General features: G+C 67.3%; 17 protein-coding genes. 8 read left to right on the forward strand and 9 right to left on the reverse strand.

Translation table 11 applies throughout. The features are described 5' to 3' along the window. Positions 1 to 14: 14 nt before the first annotated feature. A complete protein-coding gene (locus tag Y900_RS06080; protein WP_036345991.1) occupies positions 15 to 884 on the reverse strand; it encodes a lysophospholipid acyltransferase family protein in 870 nt (289 codons plus the stop codon). Positions 885 to 937: 53 nt separating this feature from the next. Here Y900_RS06080 and Y900_RS06085 point away from each other — a divergent pair, with 53 nt between their 5' ends. After that, positions 938 to 1,537 carry a TetR family transcriptional regulator gene (locus tag Y900_RS06085; protein ID WP_036340149.1) on the forward strand — a complete coding sequence of 200 codons (600 nt, stop codon included), beginning with the start codon at positions 938 to 940 and terminating at the stop codon, positions 1,535 to 1,537. Here Y900_RS06085 and Y900_RS06090 read toward each other — a convergent pair. Further along, complete coding sequence (locus Y900_RS06090; RefSeq protein WP_036340153.1) at positions 1,497 to 1,970, reverse strand: GtrA family protein; 474 nt, start codon at positions 1,968 to 1,970, stop codon at positions 1,497 to 1,499. The genes Y900_RS06085 and Y900_RS06090 overlap by 41 nt on opposite strands. A 91-nt stretch (positions 1,971 to 2,061) precedes the next feature. Between Y900_RS06090 and Y900_RS06095 the strand changes: the two genes are divergently transcribed. Both Y900_RS06095 and Y900_RS06100 read left to right on the forward strand, forming a co-directional pair. Continuing rightward, the gene (locus tag Y900_RS06095; RefSeq protein WP_036340156.1) at positions 2,062 to 3,069 is read left to right on the forward strand and encodes a diacylglycerol/lipid kinase family protein; all 1,008 of its coding nucleotides are present in this window, start codon (positions 2,062 to 2,064) and stop codon (positions 3,067 to 3,069) included. Positions 3,070 to 3,318: 249 nt separating this feature from the next. After that, a complete protein-coding gene (locus Y900_RS06100) occupies positions 3,319 to 3,573 on the forward strand; it encodes a WhiB family transcriptional regulator (RefSeq protein ID WP_005140559.1) in 255 nt (84 codons plus the stop codon). A gap of 88 nt (positions 3,574 to 3,661) precedes the next feature. Here Y900_RS06100 and Y900_RS06105 read toward each other — a convergent pair whose 3' ends face one another. Together Y900_RS06105 and Y900_RS06110 are read right to left on the reverse strand one after the other, a co-directional pair. Then, entirely contained in the window at positions 3,662 to 5,158 is a 1,497-nt protein-coding gene (locus tag Y900_RS06105) for a two-component system sensor histidine kinase PdtaS (protein WP_036340161.1), read from the reverse strand. A 5-nt stretch (positions 5,159 to 5,163) separates the two neighbouring features. Then, on the reverse strand, positions 5,164 to 5,379 hold the full coding sequence (locus Y900_RS06110; protein ID WP_036345994.1) for a biotin/lipoyl-binding carrier protein: 216 nt from the start codon (positions 5,377 to 5,379) through the stop codon (positions 5,164 to 5,166). Between the two features lie 140 nt (positions 5,380 to 5,519). On the opposite strand from Y900_RS06110, the gene Y900_RS33685 reads away from it, so the two are divergent. Beyond that, positions 5,520 to 5,594 (forward strand): 50S ribosomal protein bL37, encoded by a 75-nt coding sequence (locus Y900_RS33685; RefSeq protein ID WP_085976028.1) that lies wholly within the window; start codon positions 5,520 to 5,522, stop codon positions 5,592 to 5,594. Positions 5,595 to 5,643: 49 nt separating this feature from the next. Here the strand turns inward: Y900_RS33685 and rsrA are convergent, their stop codons facing one another. Both rsrA and Y900_RS06120 read right to left on the reverse strand, forming a co-directional pair. Beyond that, positions 5,644 to 5,958 carry a mycothiol system anti-sigma-R factor gene (gene rsrA / locus Y900_RS06115; RefSeq protein WP_036340164.1) on the reverse strand — a complete coding sequence of 105 codons (315 nt, stop codon included), beginning with the start codon at positions 5,956 to 5,958 and terminating at the stop codon, positions 5,644 to 5,646. Next, on the reverse strand, positions 5,955 to 6,611 hold the full coding sequence (locus tag Y900_RS06120) for a sigma-70 family RNA polymerase sigma factor (protein ID WP_192827564.1): 657 nt from the start codon (positions 6,609 to 6,611) through the stop codon (positions 5,955 to 5,957). Before Y900_RS06120 ends, rsrA begins: the two co-directional genes overlap by 4 nt. Before the next feature lie 244 nt (positions 6,612 to 6,855). Here Y900_RS06120 and Y900_RS06125 point away from each other — a divergent pair, with 244 nt between their 5' ends. Together Y900_RS06125 and Y900_RS06130 are read left to right on the forward strand one after the other, a co-directional pair. Further along, a complete protein-coding gene (locus Y900_RS06125; protein ID WP_036340167.1) occupies positions 6,856 to 7,344 on the forward strand; it encodes a YbaK/EbsC family protein in 489 nt (162 codons plus the stop codon). Between the two features lie 9 nt (positions 7,345 to 7,353). Continuing rightward, on the forward strand, positions 7,354 to 8,199 hold the full coding sequence (locus tag Y900_RS06130) for an SDR family oxidoreductase (protein ID WP_036340169.1): 846 nt from the start codon (positions 7,354 to 7,356) through the stop codon (positions 8,197 to 8,199). 4 nt (positions 8,200 to 8,203) lie between these two features. On the opposite strand, the gene Y900_RS06135 is transcribed toward Y900_RS06130, so the two are convergent. The 3 genes from Y900_RS06135 to Y900_RS06145 all read right to left on the reverse strand — a co-directional run bounded on the left by Y900_RS06135 (position 8,204) and on the right by Y900_RS06145 (position 12,512). Beyond that, positions 8,204 to 9,955, reverse strand: coding sequence for a sensor domain-containing diguanylate cyclase (locus Y900_RS06135; protein ID WP_036340173.1), 1,752 nt, complete (start codon positions 9,953 to 9,955; stop codon positions 8,204 to 8,206). Positions 9,956 to 10,147: 192 nt separating this feature from the next. Beyond that, positions 10,148 to 11,686 carry an aldehyde dehydrogenase family protein gene (locus tag Y900_RS06140; protein WP_036340175.1) on the reverse strand — a complete coding sequence of 513 codons (1,539 nt, stop codon included), beginning with the start codon at positions 11,684 to 11,686 and terminating at the stop codon, positions 10,148 to 10,150. A 55-nt stretch (positions 11,687 to 11,741) separates the two neighbouring features. Beyond that, complete coding sequence (locus Y900_RS06145) at positions 11,742 to 12,512, reverse strand: SOS response-associated peptidase (protein ID WP_036340178.1); 771 nt, start codon at positions 12,510 to 12,512, stop codon at positions 11,742 to 11,744. Between the two features lie 35 nt (positions 12,513 to 12,547). Between Y900_RS06145 and aroA the strand changes: the two genes are divergently transcribed. Both aroA and rsgA read left to right on the forward strand, forming a co-directional pair. Next, on the forward strand, positions 12,548 to 13,843 hold the full coding sequence (aroA, locus tag Y900_RS06150; RefSeq protein WP_036340181.1) for a 3-phosphoshikimate 1-carboxyvinyltransferase: 1,296 nt from the start codon (positions 12,548 to 12,550) through the stop codon (positions 13,841 to 13,843). Continuing rightward, positions 13,840 to 14,829, forward strand: a complete 990-nt coding sequence (gene rsgA / locus Y900_RS06155) for a ribosome small subunit-dependent GTPase A (protein ID WP_036340184.1) — start codon at positions 13,840 to 13,842, stop codon at positions 14,827 to 14,829. The genes aroA and rsgA overlap by 4 nt, the downstream gene beginning before the upstream one ends. The last annotated feature ends 11 nt before the right edge of the window (positions 14,830 to 14,840 follow it).

Below are 14,840 nucleotides of genomic sequence, written 5' to 3' on the forward strand. Positions count from 1 at the left end.
GGTAACCGGTCGCGTCACGGGCGCGCGGCGCGAGACCAGCCCAGCGGGCTGAGGCTCCGGTACGGGTCCGCCTCCCGCAGGCTGAGAAGGTCGTCGAGAATCTGCTCGAGCGAGGTCTGCGTACGGCGCTTCACCTCGTCAGCCCAGCCCGAGGCGTCGATACCCACCGGCGTGGTGGTGTCGATCGGGGTGCCGAACCGCAGATACATCCGCTCCGGCCGGGGAATGAGGGTCGGTCCGATACCGCGCATCAGCGGCATCGCCATATCCTGCCGGCCGCTGAAGCGACCGCTCACGGCCTCGCTGAACCGACCCCACGCGCTGTCCCGCGTCGTCATACTCCGGTAGACGTCGTCACCCCCGACGAGCCCCACCGGCACGATCGGATAACCGTTCTCCACCGCGATTCGCGCGAATCCGGACCGGCCCTGCCAGCGCAGGGTGTACTCCTCACCCTTGAATTTCGGGATCTCCCGACCGCCACCGGGAAAGACCAGGATGGTCTGGTCGTGACGCATGAGTTCACGCGCCGTCTCCGGCGCGCCGACCACGCCGCCGAACGCCGCCAGCAGGTCGCCGAACAGGCCACGCATCTGCCCGAACTGACGGTCGGCCAGCGGCCGCACCCGAACCCCGAGCTCCCGGCGCACGGCGTACGGGGTCAGAAAGGCCTCGGCGCCGCCCTGAGTATGGTTGCCCACCAACAGAAATCGGCCGTCAGCGGGTAGGTTGTGCACCCCGTCGATGTAGGGGCGCCAGAGGTCGACCACCGGGTGGATACCGTCAGCGACGGCTCCCAGCATGTGTTTGATGGCGCGGACCCGCCGCGGGTGATTCATGACGGCCGCCACGTCGACCGCTGCTTCGCTGCTTCGAACAGCCATGTCGGCCACTCCCATCCTCAGACGAACTAGTTCGTTCTTTATACTCGATCTTCATGAGAAGTACCTCAGAGCTGCGGGAGGAGATACTGGCCGCCGCCCGCAGCGAGTTCGCCCGGCACGGATTCGCCGGCGCCCGCATCGACCGCATCGCGGCGGCGGCCAGCGCCAGCAAAGAACGCCTCTACGCCCACTTCGGCGACAAGGAGACGCTCTTCCGGGAGGTGCTCGCCACCAACGTCGTGGAGTTCTTCCAGGCGGTGCGGATGCTGCCCGACAATGTGCCCGAATTCGTCGGCGGAATGTTCGACTTGAGCGTGCGCCGGCCCGAGCACCATCGGATGGTCTCCTGGGCCCATCTCGAGGGGCTGACACTGGAGCCGCCCAGCGCTGACGGGCTACCCCTACCCCAGCTGGCCCTCGCCGCGATCGAGGAGGCTCAGGCCACGGGCCACGTCGACGCGTCCTGGGATCCAACCGATCTCATCGTCGTCCTACTTGGGATCGCGTTGGCCTGGGCACACTGGCCCGACCCTGCTGCCGCGACCACCTCGTCGGCCGTGCTGGCTCGTCGACGCGCCGCGGCGATCGAAGCGGCAGCCCGCGTCATCGCCCCTAGCGCCGGAACACCACCCACCGCATCGCGCAGTACATGAAAATGCCCTCGCAGGCTCCCGCCGCCATCCGGGCCACGTGGTACTCGGCACCCAGGGCCCGCAACCCGGTGGAGACACCGAGAATGAACGCCACGTAGTTGATCGCCACCACGACGACGTAGACACCGACCTGCGGTCCCACCGCACCGTGCGACTGGAAATTCACCACCCGGTTGAGCACGTAGCTGGCCGCGAACGCGCAGACGTAGGCCATCGTCACCGCCGCCCCGAACGTCACGTGCAGCACCCCATGCAGCAGCGTGAGCACCAGCAGGTCGAGCGCGAAAGTGCCGGAGTTGATCACTGCGAAGCCCAGAAAGGTCGGCGGCACAACCGAATTCAGCCCGAATGGCAAACGCTTGACCACCGACTCGCAAGCCCGGTGGAACCAGCCGACAGCACTGACCGAATCCGGCTCCGACCCCACGACCATGTCGCGAGCATGCCACCGGCAACTGTCCGCTTCGTGATGAGCAGACAAACACTTCGAACAGCCGTCCCGCACCCGTCTAGGCTCATGGCTCGTGCGTGCCGTCCTGATCGTCAACCCGAACGCCACTTCCACCACTGCGGCCGGCCGCGACCTCCTCGCCCACGCGCTGGAAAGCCGAGTGGACCTGTCCGTCATCCATACCGACCACCGCGGGCACGCCATCGAGATCGCCGAGGCAGCGAGGAACGACGGCACCGACGTGATCATCGTCCACGGTGGCGACGGAACGGTGAACGAAGTGGTCAACGGGCTGCTGGGCCGGCCAGGCCGGTGGGCAGGAGCGCAGCGACCCGGGCATGGACAAGGGCCAATGCCGGAGACCATGCCCGCGGTGGCGGTGGTACCCGGTGGCTCGGCCAACGTGTTCGCCCGCGCGCTGGGCATCAGCCCCGACCCGATTGTCGCGACAAACCAGCTGGTCGACCTGCTCAGTGCGCGCCGCAACGGCGCAGCCTGGCGCGAGATCGGATTGATGGACTGCGGTGAACGCTGGGCGGTGTTCACCGCAGGCATGGGGGTCGACGGCGACGTGGTGGCAGCCGTCGAGGCGCAGCGCGCCAAAGGCCGCAAGGTCACCCCCGGCCGCTACATCCGCGTGGCGGTCCGCGAGATGCTGGCCAGCGCACGCAACGAGCCGCTGATGACCCTCGAACTGCCCGGCCAGCCACCGCGAACCGGTGTCTACTTCGCGTTCATCTCCAACTCCAGCCCGTGGACATACGCCAACGCCAGACCGGTGTGGACCAACCCGGACACCACATTCGAGACGGGCCTGGGCGTCTTCGCCATCACCAGCATGAACGTCTGGCGCAACCTCATGCTGGTGCGCCGGATGCTGTCGAAGAAGCCGGTGATCAAAGCCAAGCACCTGATCCGCCACGACGATGTGGCGTGGGTGCGGGTCACCGCCGACGAACCGGTCGCCAGCCAGATCGATGGAGATTTTCTGGGGTTGCGCTCCGAAATGACGTTCCGCGTGGTTCCGGGCGCCCTCTGCGTCGTCGCTCCGCCCACAGGGAAGGGCGCTGACCAGCAGTAATGGGACTGCGCCAGAGGATTCAGGGCGCAGATGGATTGAGTGTAGTACAAACGGATAGAGGGTTCGGTAACCCACCCCCAGCCAGACCTTGTAGTGACATTGCCCACGTGTTAACTGAGTTCTATTGACATCCGTCGAGGACGTGAAACGATCGGATGCAACAACACAGAAACATTTGTGTGCACCGCATTAACAGCCGAAGAAAAATCGAGTGCGCTTCGTTGCGCACATAGTAAGGAGTAGCGACAAATGGATTGGCGCCATAAGGCGGTCTGCCGTGACGAGGATCCGGAACTGTTCTTCCCCGTGGGGAACAGCGGACCGGCGCTCGCCCAGATCGCTGACGCGAAGCTCGTCTGTAACCGCTGTCCGGTCACGACGGAGTGCTTGAGCTGGGCTTTGGATTCCGGCCAGGATGCCGGAGTGTGGGGCGGCATGAGCGAGGACGAGCGCCGTGCGCTCAAGCGTCGCAACGCTCGCACCCGCGCACGCAGCAGCGTCTAGCCTGCCCTTTCGACAATTTTGACATCGCGGCCCCGGCAAATGCCAGGGCCGCGATTTCTATTTACAAATGTCGCCTCGATCACATTTGCTATTGGGGAAGTCGCGCACTCGAACGTCGGCCGAGCGGTACCCGCAACACAACATCGGTTCCGCCGCCGGGGACGTCGTGCATTCCCAGCGATCCGTCGAGCTCAGCGGTGACCAGCGTCCGCACGATCTGCAGACCCAACCGGTCGGACTTCTCCAGCGAGAACCCTTCCGGAAGGCCACGCCCGTCGTCGTGCACGACGACGTCGAGCCACCGCGCCGAACGCTCCGCCCGAATCGTCACGCAGCCCTGCTTGGCCGAGGACTCGAAGGCGTGCTCGATGGCGTTCTGCACCAACTCGGTGACCACCATCACCAGTGCTGTGGCCCGGTCGGCGTCGAGCACCCCCAACGCCCCGTCCCGGTTGATCCGGATGGGGCTGTCGACCCGGGCCACGTCGTTCATGATCGGCAGGATCCGGTCGATCACCTCGTCGAGGTTGACCTCCTCGTCCACCGACATCGACAGCGCCTCGTGGACCTGAGCAATCGACGCGACCCGTCGCACCGACTCCATCAGAGCCTCGCGGGCCTCCTCATTGCTGGTCCGGCGGGACTGCAGGCGCAGCAGCGCTGCGACGGTCTGCAGGTTGTTCTTCACCCGGTGGTGGATCTCGCGGATGGTCGCGTCCTTGGACAGCAGCGCGCGGTCGCGGCGCTTGACCTCGGTGACGTCCCGGATCAGCACCGCCGCCCCCGCAGCGGCGCCGTGAACCACCAGCGGCAGCGTGCGCAGCAATACCGCCGCTCCACCCGCATCGACCTCCAGGCGCATGCTCGACCCGCCGGACAGTGAGTCGCGGACGTGTTCGGCCAATTCCTGGGCCTCGAACGGGTCGGAGATCAACGGCCGGGTGATGACCACCAGGTTGTGACCCTCCAACTCGGCGGCCAACCCCATCCGGTGATAGGCCGACAGCGCATTGGGGCTGGCATACGCGACGACGCCGTCGACGTCGAGGCGGATGAACCCGTCGCCGACGCGTGGGCTCGACCGGGACAGCGCCAGATCCCCCACGTTGGGGAAGGTGCCCTCCGACAGCATGTGCAGCAGGTTGCCCGCACAGTCCAGGTAGGCCCGCTCCAGCGGCGACGACGTGCGCCGCTCGGCCAGCGCGGTCTGGTGGGTCAGCACGGCCACCACCTGGTTGCTGTAACGCACCGGGACCGCTTCGACGTTGATCGCGGGTTCGCGCGGCTCGAGATCGCTGTCGCCGCGCCCGATCGCCCCCGACGTGAAGGCCGATGTCACCAGTGGCAGATCGCCGTCCGCGACGACGGAGCCGACGGCATCCCGGATCAGGACCGTCGGGGCGGTGTTGGGTCGGCATTGGGCCACACAGACCAGCCCGCCGTCATCGCGACGCACCCACATCAGATAGTCGGCGAACGAGAGGTCCGCCAAGAGCTGCCACTCGGCCACCACCGCATGCAAATGATCCACCGCACTGCCCGGCAGCATCGTGTGCTCGGCGAGCAGGTCACCGAGGGTGGACACCGGGGCTAGTCGATCACGGCAATGAGGTCGCCGGCCTGGATGACGTCGCCCACGGACACGCTGACCTCGGTGATGGTGCCGCCCACTTCGGCCAGCACCGGGATCTCCATCTTCATGGACTCCAGAAGCACCAGGGTGTCTCCCGCGCCGATCTGGTCGCCCTTGCTGACCACTACCTCGAGCACACTGGCCACGATTTCGGCGCGCACATCCTCGGCCATCTTCACCTCACTCTTGGTACCGCTCGTCTCTCAATGCCGCTCTATCGAACCACAACACCGGGTGGTCAGAGGTTCGACTGCGCCGTGAGACACTTTATTCAGGGCTGAACCATGCAGCGCAAAATTATTGGAGGTACATCATGGCCAAGCGTGGTCGTAAGAAGCGTGACCGCAAGCACAGCAAAGCCAATCACGGCAGGCGTCCCAACGCCTGATACCAAAAGGGCCCGGCAAATCTGCCGGGCACTTTTGTTTGTGCTGCTGCTATCCGCGCCGAATGATCGTGGTCTGGCTGATCTGTAGCCGTACCTTCTCCAGCAGGTGCTGGGGCGCCTTCTCCCCGCTGCACCGCGACGCGACCAGCTTCTTGATCCGCTCCTCGACCCCATAATGACGCAAGCACGTCGGGCACTCTTCGAGATGATGGCGCAGGCGGTCACGCGTCTCGGTGGTGCATTCACCGTCGAGCAGCGTCCAGACCTCGGCGATCACCGCAGCGCACTCGGGGTGGTCGGGGTCCACCGGTCCGATCGGCGGGCGCCACTCGGCTTCGCCGCCCGATACCTGATCGTCGCTCATGACGACACCTCCTCCGGCGCATCTTCCGCGTGCCCGCGGCTGAATCCACGCTCCTTGGCGACGTCGGCCAGCAGGCCGCGCAGCTGGCGCCTACCTCGGTGCAGTCGGGACATCACCGTCCCGATCGGGGTATCCATGATCTCGGCGATCTCCTTGTACGGGAAGCCCTCGACGTCGGCGTAATACACCGCCATTCGAAACTCCTCCGGCAACGCCTGCAGAGCTTCCTTGATCTCGGTGTCGGGCAGCAGTTCGAGGGCCTCGACCTCTGCCGACCGCAGACCAGTGGAGGTGTGCTCGGCGTTGGCCGCCAACTGCCAGTCGGTGATCTCCTCGGTCGGATACTCCGCCGGCTGGCGCTGCTTCTTGCGGTAACTGTTGATGTAGGTGTTGGTCAGAATCCGGTACAACCAGGCTTTGAGGTTGGTGCCTTCGCGGAACGACCGAAAGCCGGCGTAGGCCTTGACCATGGTTTCCTGCAACAAATCTTCGGCGTCGGCCGGGTTGCGCGTCATGCGGAGTGCACCGCCGTAGAGCTGGTCCAGCAGCGGAATGGCGTCACGCTCGAAGCGTGCCGTCAACTCCGCATCGGACTCTTCGCGTTCGGCGACCTGGGCTGGGCCCGAACCGTCGGCGCTGTCGATGTCGGTCATTGTGGGTGACACAGTCCCTTCTGCCGCTGCGCCCGGGACGAGCTCCAGCAGCGGTATCGGACGGATGAAAAGTGCGGGTGCCTGCTCATCGGCCATCATGCAGACTGCAGCTGACACCGGACTTCTCTCCTTCCAATCCTAAGGCTGTGACCAACATCTTTTCGGTCGCGGGCCTCGAGAGCTGCGACCAATGTCCACAACAGGATTTCTCACCGCGCTATTTCCCGTGGTTATTCTGTGCCCCGTGAGTCGTGCGGCCACCCCTGCGATCGCCGCGCTGATCGCGGCCGATGCACCCCATGAGGTGCTGCGTTACCACCATGACCCCCGCTCGGACTCCTACGGCGAAGAGGCGGTCGCCGCTCTGGCGGGTGATTCGGTGGCGCCCGAACAGATCTTCAAGACGCTGGTGATCGCTTCTGGTGCGGTGCTGGCTGTGGCGGTGTTGCCGGTGCCGTGGAAGCTGTCGCTGAAGGCCGCCGCCGCCGCGTTGGGGCTCGCCAAGGCGGCGATGGCCGACCGCGCCGCCGCCGAACGGGCCACCGGTTACGTGCTCGGCGGGATCTCGCCGCTGGGCCAGCGCAAGCGGCTGCCGACAGTGGTCGACGCGTCGGCGCTGGGCTACGACCGGGTGCTGTGCAGTGCGGGCAAGCGGGGCTGGGATGTCGCTCTGGCCCCGCAGGATCTGATTCGGCTGACCGAGGCGGTGACTGCCGACATCCGCGCCGTCTAGGGTGACGGAATGTCCTTCTCCGGCAAGACCATGTTCATCTCGGGAGCCAGCCGCGGCATCGGCCTGGCCATCGCCAAACGCGTCGCCGCCGACGGCGCCAACATCGCGCTGGTGGCCAAGACCACCGAGCCGCATCCGAAGTTGCCCGGCACCATCTACACCGCCGCCAAGGAGATCGAAGAGGCCGGCGGCCAGGCGCTGCCGATCGTCGGTGACGTCCGCGACGGCGACTCGGTGGCCGCCGCCGTGGCCAAGGCCGTCGAGCAGTTCGGTGCCATCGACATCTGTGTCAACAACGCCTCGGCCATCAACCTCGGCTCCATCGAGGAGGTGCCGCTCAAGCGGTTCGACTTGATGAACGGCATCCAGGTGCGCGGCACCTACGCCGTTTCGCGGGCCTGCATCCCGCACATGAAGGGCCGGGAGAATCCGCACATCCTCACGCTCTCGCCGCCGATCCGGCTGGAATCACAGTGGCTCAAGCCGACCCCCTACATGATGGCGAAGTTCGGAATGACGTTGTGCGCCTTGGGAATCGCCGAAGAGATGCGCGACGCCGGCATCGCCTCCAATACGCTCTGGCCACGCACCATGGTTGCCACGGCGGCAGTGCAGAACCTGCTGGGCGGTGACGAGGCGATGGCCCGCTCCCGCAAGCCTGAAGTCTATGCCGACGCCGCCTACGCCGTGCTGAGCAAGCCGGCCCGCGAATACACCGGACAAACGCTGCTGTGCGAGGACGTGCTGGTGGACTCCGGCGTCAGCGACCTGTCGGTCTACGACTGCATTCCGGGGTCGGAGTTGGGGGTGGACCTGTGGGTCGACACCCCCAACCCGCCCGGGTATCGCACGTAGGCGCCTACACCTGCACGACAGTGTTGCGGCCGGTCTCCTTGGCCCGGTACATCGCCTCGTCGGCGCGGGCCGTCGCAGTGGTGGCGCTTTCACCGGGGACGGCGAGGGTGGCACCAATACTCAAGCTGGCGTGGATCATTCCGCCCGGATGGAAGATCGGTTCAGCCGCGCGGTGGCGGATCGATTCCGCGATCTCGATGACGGCGTCGAGGTCGCGGACGGCGGGCAGGAGGACGAGGATCTCGTCCCCGCCGGTGCGGCCCACCGTGTCGCCCGGACGCACGCACTCACGGATGCGGGTCGCCAGGCTCGCGAGCACGATGTCCCCGACAGCGTGCCCCCACTCGTCGTTGATGCGTTTGAAGCCGTCGACGTCGCAGAACAGCACACCCAGGCATCTGCCGTCACCGCCGAGTGTGGTCAACGCCGATTCGAGACGGGCGATCGCCTCGGCCCGGTTCACCAGCCCGGTGAGCTCGTCGAACCGGGCCAGCCGCTCGAGCCGGCGCTCGAACTCGACCTGATCGTCGACGACGCGCAGAGCCGCGATCACTCCGTCGGAGTTCCCGTCGATGCCCACGTACGGCTTCGAGCGGCAGTCGACCCAGCGGAATCCGCCGTCCGCGCAGATGATCCGGAACCGTTCGACGGCGGGTTCCGCTGTGCCGGTGCGGTGTCGGCCCATCCCGACCGAACCCACGTCGTCGGCATGAATGTGGCGACGAAATTCCGAGCCGATCCACGAGCTGTCGCCGAAAGTTGTTCGCACAGAGGGCGAAGCCCACACAACCCGTGCGCCTCGCACATGAATGACGGCGTCCACGGCGTTCTCGGCGAGGATCCGGTAACGCGCTTCGGCGTCTTGCCGTTCGCGGATCAGGAGTGCCCTGTCGATCAGAAGGCGCTGTTCACGCTGGCTCAGGTAGAAAACCGCGACGCCGATCACGACGGCGCCCGCCGAGATCGACAGCGCCCACACCGCGCCTTCCTCGACCCCGACGGCCAGGAACGCCAACCGGGACAGCCCGACGACGAGTGGCAGGGCGACGAACAATGCGGCCATCCGGACCAGGCCCAGACCGTCGGGGCGGGCCAGTAGCCAGGCCACCGGATTCGCGTCGGCGCGCCCGGCGAAGGTCGCCGCGATGAGCAGCAGCAAGCTGACTGCGGTGGCAATGCCCATACCGGTTACCGACGTCATCTCGGTGAGGGAGAGCGCCTGGAACGTATAGACCACCGTCACCAGGAAGGGGATCAGCGCCGCGGACACCAGGCACACCGTTCGTATCGACCTGGCCGCTCGATGGTCCAGGCGCATCAGCGCAACCGCGATGCCCAGCAAGAGGACTGTCACCGCCGTCTGGATGCTCGGCCGACCCGGCCACGGCCTCTGCATGGCCGCGACGCCGCCGGGAAACCACAGCCCGTCCAACCCGAATGCCAGGCCCGTCGCGTACTCCGCGATGAACAGCGTCGCCACCGCAACGCATGCGGCGGCCAACCCACGGGCGACCCATACCTGGGCCCGGGTGCCACGCCGGGACTGGACCAGGATGGCCATACCCAGCGTGGCCATCAACAGGGCAGCCCAGGGCGTCACCTGCGGCCAGGACGGGAAGACTCTGGTGAGCCGCACGGTACCGGTCGCCCAGCCGATCCAGTCCGCAGCGCTGACCAGAAAGACCACCGCCAACGCCGTGCGGCCAGCTCGACGCACCAGCGTTTCGAGCTGCGCGTCGAGCTCGGCCTCGGCCATCAGTTCTCCCCGTGCAACGGTGTACCGGCATTGTGCCGTACCGGGGTGTCAGCCGGACGCACGTTCACCGGGCATTACGTCGGCAAACGCAGAGGACTTAAGTCCACGTCATCCGGGCTTCGGGCGTAGCCCACGCCGCTAGTTCTTCGGGCGTAGCCCACGCTGCTAGTTCTTCGGGCGTAGCCCACGCTGCTAGTTCTTCGGGCGTAGCCCGAAGCGGCGAACGCCCGTGCCCGCGAAGGCCCGCATCGCCGCCAACGCGATCCGGCCCTGCCGCCGCGACGACGAGTACCAGACCAGCTCTGACTTCTGGGTGGGAATTCGCGGGGCGGTGATCGCCTGCTGGCGGCAGAACTTGATCAGGCCGCTCGGGCCACCGGCCCGGTAGCCGATACCGGAGTCCTTCCAGCCGCCCATCGGAAGCGACGGGCAGAAAACGTTGGTCAGGGCGTCGTTGATGTTGACCGCGCCGCACTCCAGTCGACGGGCCACCCGCTCACCGCGTTCGATGTCGCCGGTCCACACCGTGGCCGACAACCCGTACTTGGAGTCGTTGGCCAACCGGATGGCCTCCTCCTCGTCGGCGACCTTCACCACCGGCAGCGTCGGGCCGAACGTCTCCTCGGCAATGCAGGACATCGTCGGGGTGACGTCGGCAAGCACGGTCGGCTGATAGAACGTTCCGACGCCGGTGGGCTTACCCCCGGTCAACACGCGCGCGCCGGCGGCGACCGCGTCCTTGACGTGGCCGTCGACGATATCGCGCTGCGCCGCGGTGGCCATCGCACCCGTGTCGTACTTGAAGCCCGAATCTTCTTGTCCCTGAGCGAGATTGCGGACATTCGCGGTGAGCTTGCCGATGAACTCGTCGTACACCGGAGCCTCGACGTACACCCGCTCCACCGAGATGCAGACCTGCCCGGAATTGAACATCCCGCCCCAGGCGATGCCGTTGGCGGCACGGTCGATGTCGGCGTCGGCCAGCACGATCGCCGGATCCTTGCCGCCGAGCTCCAGGCTGAACGGGATCAGCCGCTCGGCGCAGGCCACCGCGACCTTGCGGCCGGTGGCGGTCGATCCGGTGAAGTGGATGTAGTCGGCATTGTTGATCACCGCGGCGCCGGTCTCGCCGTATCCGGTCGCGAGGCTCAGCACGGGCGGCGCGCCGACCTCGGTCCAGCCCCTGGCGAACTCGACAGCCGAAAGTGGGGTCACCTCAGACGGTTTCAGCAACACTGCCGCCCCCGCGGCGAGCGCGGGCACCACGTCGAGGGCCAGCATCGCCAGCGGGAAGTTCCACGGCTCGATGATCCCGACCAGCTGGTACGGGCGGTAGCGGGTGGTGAGCTTCTTGATCTTGTACAGCGGGCTGTGCGGCTTGGGGTGCGCGTCGGCCAGGAAGGCTTCGGCGTTGCCAGCCCAGTACTTGATCGAGTCGGCGATCGCCACCGGTTCGAGGCTGGCGTCGTTGCGCGACTTGCCCGACTCCGACATCAACACCTCGGTGAGGTGATCGGCGTTGTCGAGGATCCAGTCCTGCCACTTGTACATCCAGACCTTGCGTCCGCGCGGGCCGATCTCTTCCCACTCGGTTTGGAACAACCGGAGCTCGCGGGCTTTCGCGGCGACGGCGTCCGGACCGTCGACGGGCACGAAACCGGCGACGCGGCCGTCGGCCGGGTTGCGCACGGTGATCGTGGCCTTGTCGGCCTTGGGCTCGACGGCGGTCATGGCCGCTCCTCTCGCTGGTCAGGTCTTGGCTGTGAGCCTAACCGGCACCGCGTCGCTAGAACAGGCCAACCGGTTGGTTGTGTGGATCGGCGGGCTCGATGAGCTCCGGACCGTTGTTGCGGACACTGTTGACCAGCGTGGAGACCTCGCGGAGATCGATACCGGCGATGTCGGGCGGTGCCGACAACAGCTCGGCGTCGGCAGGCTGATCGGGATCCAGCCAGCGGTCCCAGTCCGCCTCGTCGAGCACCAGCGGCATCCGGTCGTGGATCTCGGCGAGCTCGCCCACCGCGTCGGTGGTGATGATCGTGCACGTCAACAGCGGCGGAACCTCGGTGGCTTGCCCCGGTCTCCATACCGACCACAACCCGGCCATGAACAGCGGCTCGCCGTCCGCACGGAACATGAAGTACGGCGTCTTACGGGCCTTCTTGCCGGCCGGGGCGTCCGGGTTGGGCTTCCACTCGTAGTAGCCGTCCATCGGAACCAGGCAGCGCTTGCTCTTCGCCGAGGCACGGAATGCCGGTGAACTGGTGACCTTTTCAGCTCGAGCGTTGATCAGTAGGGGGCCCTTGTTGTCGGGGGCCCCGTCGGCGGTCGCCTTCACCCAGGGCGGCACCAGACCCCAGCGCATCATCCGGACCCGCCGGGTCGGGGTGTCGTCCGGATCGTCGTGCCTGCGGACCACCGTGGCGACGGTGGCGGTGGGGGCGACGTTGTAGTTGGGCCCGCGCGCCTCCTTCGCCGCCTCGGTGGCTTCGTCAATGGCGTGGATTTTCTCGGCCAGCAGGGCCGGGTCGGTGGTCACCGCGAATCGTCCGCACATGACTCCATGGTGGCGCACGATCCCGACAGGGCAGGATGTATGCCGTGAGCACCGAGTTGTGGGCCGCGCCGTCAACGTCGTCGCCGGTGCATGCGCGCGTCACCGTGCCCGGCTCGAAATCGCAGACCAACCGCACCCTGGTGCTCGCGGCGCTGGCCGCCGCCCAGGGTCAGGGCACCTCCACGATCAGCGGCGCACTGCGAAGCCGGGACACCGACCTGATGATCGGGGCCATCGCGGCCCTCGGCATCGACGTGTCCGGCGCGGGCGCCGAACTGACGGTCGGCGGGGCGCTCGACCCGGGCCCACACGCGCGGATCGACTGCGGCTTGGCCGGAACCGTGTTGCGGTTCGTTCCGCCGCTGGCAGCTCTGAGCAACGCCGTCGTCGTATTCGACGGTGACGAACAAGCCCGAACGCGGCCGATCGCTCCCCTGCTGGACGCGTTGCGGGGACTCGGTGTCGACATCCACGGCAGCGGTCTGCCGTTCGAGGTCCACGGCCGCGGCGCGGTCGACGGCGGCACGGTGCGCATCGACGCGTCGAGCTCCTCGCAGTTCGTCTCGGGCCTGCTGTTGTCGGGCGCGGCCTTCACCGAGGGCCTGACCGTCGCGCACACCGGCACGTCGGTGCCGTCGGCTCCGCACATCGCGATGACCGTGGCGATGCTGCGGGAGGCCGGTGTCGACGTCGACGACGCCACCACCAACCAGTGGCGGGTGGCGCCGGGGCCGATCGCGGCCCGGCACTGGGACATCGAGCCGGACCTGTCCAACTCGGTCCCGTTCCTTGCTGCGGGAGTGGTGACCGGTGGGGCGGTGGGGATCGCCGGCTGGCCGTCAGCCAGCGTCCAACCCGCCGACACCATCCTGGGTATCCTCAAGCTTCTCGGATCGACTGTGCACCAATCAGATTCGCACCTCGAGGTACAAGGTCCGCAGTCCTACGACGGCTTCGAGGTGGACCTGCACGACGTCGGTGAACTGGCCCCCGCGGTGGCCGCCCTGGCCGCCCTGGCCGCACCTGGCTCGGTGTCGCGGCTGACCGGTATCGCCCATCTGCGCGGCCACGAGACCGACCGGTTGGCGGCGCTGAGCGCCGAGATCGGCGGGCTCGGCGGCCAGTGCACCGAGACCGACGACGGCCTGGTGATCACCGCGACAGCGCTACACGGGGGCACCTGGCGTTCCTACGCCGACCACCGAATGGCGATGGCCGGGGCCATCATCGGGCTCCGCGTGCCCGGTGTCGAAGTCGAGGACATCGGGACGACCGCCAAAACCTTGCCGGAGTTCGCGGCGCTGTGGACCGAGATGGTGGGGGTCGGTTGAGCCCACGCGAGTACGACGAGTCCGACGTCAAGATCCGGTCGGGCCGTGGCTCGCGCCCGCGCACCAAGACCCGGCCCGAGCACGCCGACGCCGAGGCGGGCATGGTGGTCACCGTCGACCGCGGCCGCTGGGGCTGCGTCCTGGGCGATGATCCGCATCGGCTCGTCACGGCGATGCGGGCCCGGGAACTGGGCCGCACCCCGATCGTCGTCGGCGACCAGGTCGATGTCGTCGGCGACCTGACCGGACGGCCGGACACGCTGGCCCGGATCGTGCGGCGCGGTGAACGGCGAACGGTGTTGCGCCGCACCGCCGATGACACCGATCCGACCGAGCGGGTGGTGGTCGCCAACGCCGACCAGTTGCTGATGGTGGTGGCACTGGCCGATCCCCCGCCGCGCACCGGCCTGGTGGACCGTGCGCTCATCGCGGCGTACGCCGGCGGACTGCGGCCGATCCTGTGCCTGACCAAGACGGATCTGATGCCGGCCGAGTCGTTCGCCGAGCAGTTCGCCGATCTGGACCTCACGGTGCTGACCGCGGGGCGGGGCGACCCGATCGACCAAGTCGAGGAGATGCTGGCGGGACAGGTCACCGTGCTGCTCGGCCACTCCGGGGTCGGCAAGTCCACTCTGGTGAATCGCCTTGTTCCGCAGGCATTTCGAGCCACCGGCGAAGTGTCCGGGGTAGGCAAGGGCAAACACACCTCCACGCAGTCGGTGGCGCTGCCGCTACCGGGCGGCGGCTGGGTGGTCGACACCCCGGGCATCAGATCGTTCGGGCTGGCCCATATCCAGCCCGACGATGTGTTGCGGGCGTTTTCGGATCTGGCGGAGGCCATCGCAGACTGCCCGCGCGGATGCGGCCACCTCGGCCCGCCCGCCGACCCGGAGTGCGCCCTGGACTCGCTCACCGGCGCGCCCGCGCGGCGAGTCGCAGCGGCCCGACGGCTACTCGCCGCGTTGTCAGACGGCGCGGCGTACTGATAATTGTTTGC

Source organism: Mycolicibacterium aromaticivorans JS19b1 = JCM 16368, from assembly GCF_000559085.1.
Taxonomy (GTDB): domain Bacteria; phylum Actinomycetota; class Actinomycetes; order Mycobacteriales; family Mycobacteriaceae; genus Mycobacterium; species Mycobacterium aromaticivorans.

Coding starts and splice junctions, on each gene's coding strand:
- Y900_RS06100 (WP_005140559.1), top strand. CDS start 3,319: ATGGATTGGCGCCATAAGGCGGTCTGCCGTGACGAGGATCCGGAACTG.
- aroA (WP_036340181.1), top strand. CDS start 12,548: ATGTATGCCGTGAGCACCGAGTTGTGGGCCGCGCCGTCAACGTCGTCG.
- Y900_RS06085 (WP_036340149.1), top strand. CDS start 938: ATGAGAAGTACCTCAGAGCTGCGGGAGGAGATACTGGCCGCCGCCCGC.
- Y900_RS06135 (WP_036340173.1), bottom strand. CDS start 9,955: ATGGCCGAGGCCGAGCTCGACGCGCAGCTCGAAACGCTGGTGCGTCGA.
- Y900_RS06080 (WP_036345991.1), bottom strand. CDS start 884: ATGGCTGTTCGAAGCAGCGAAGCAGCGGTCGACGTGGCGGCCGTCATG.
- rsrA (WP_036340164.1), bottom strand. CDS start 5,958: ATGAGCGACGATCAGGTATCGGGCGGCGAAGCCGAGTGGCGCCCGCCG.
- Y900_RS06120 (WP_192827564.1), bottom strand. CDS start 6,611: ATGACCGACATCGACAGCGCCGACGGTTCGGGCCCAGCCCAGGTCGCC.
- Y900_RS06110 (WP_036345994.1), bottom strand. CDS start 5,379: ATGGCCGAGGATGTGCGCGCCGAAATCGTGGCCAGTGTGCTCGAGGTA.
- Y900_RS06140 (WP_036340175.1), bottom strand. CDS start 11,686: ATGACCGCCGTCGAGCCCAAGGCCGACAAGGCCACGATCACCGTGCGC.
- Y900_RS06090 (WP_036340153.1), bottom strand. CDS start 1,970: ATGGTCGTGGGGTCGGAGCCGGATTCGGTCAGTGCTGTCGGCTGGTTC.
- Y900_RS06145 (WP_036340178.1), bottom strand. CDS start 12,512: ATGTGCGGACGATTCGCGGTGACCACCGACCCGGCCCTGCTGGCCGAG.
- Y900_RS06130 (WP_036340169.1), top strand. CDS start 7,354: ATGTCCTTCTCCGGCAAGACCATGTTCATCTCGGGAGCCAGCCGCGGC.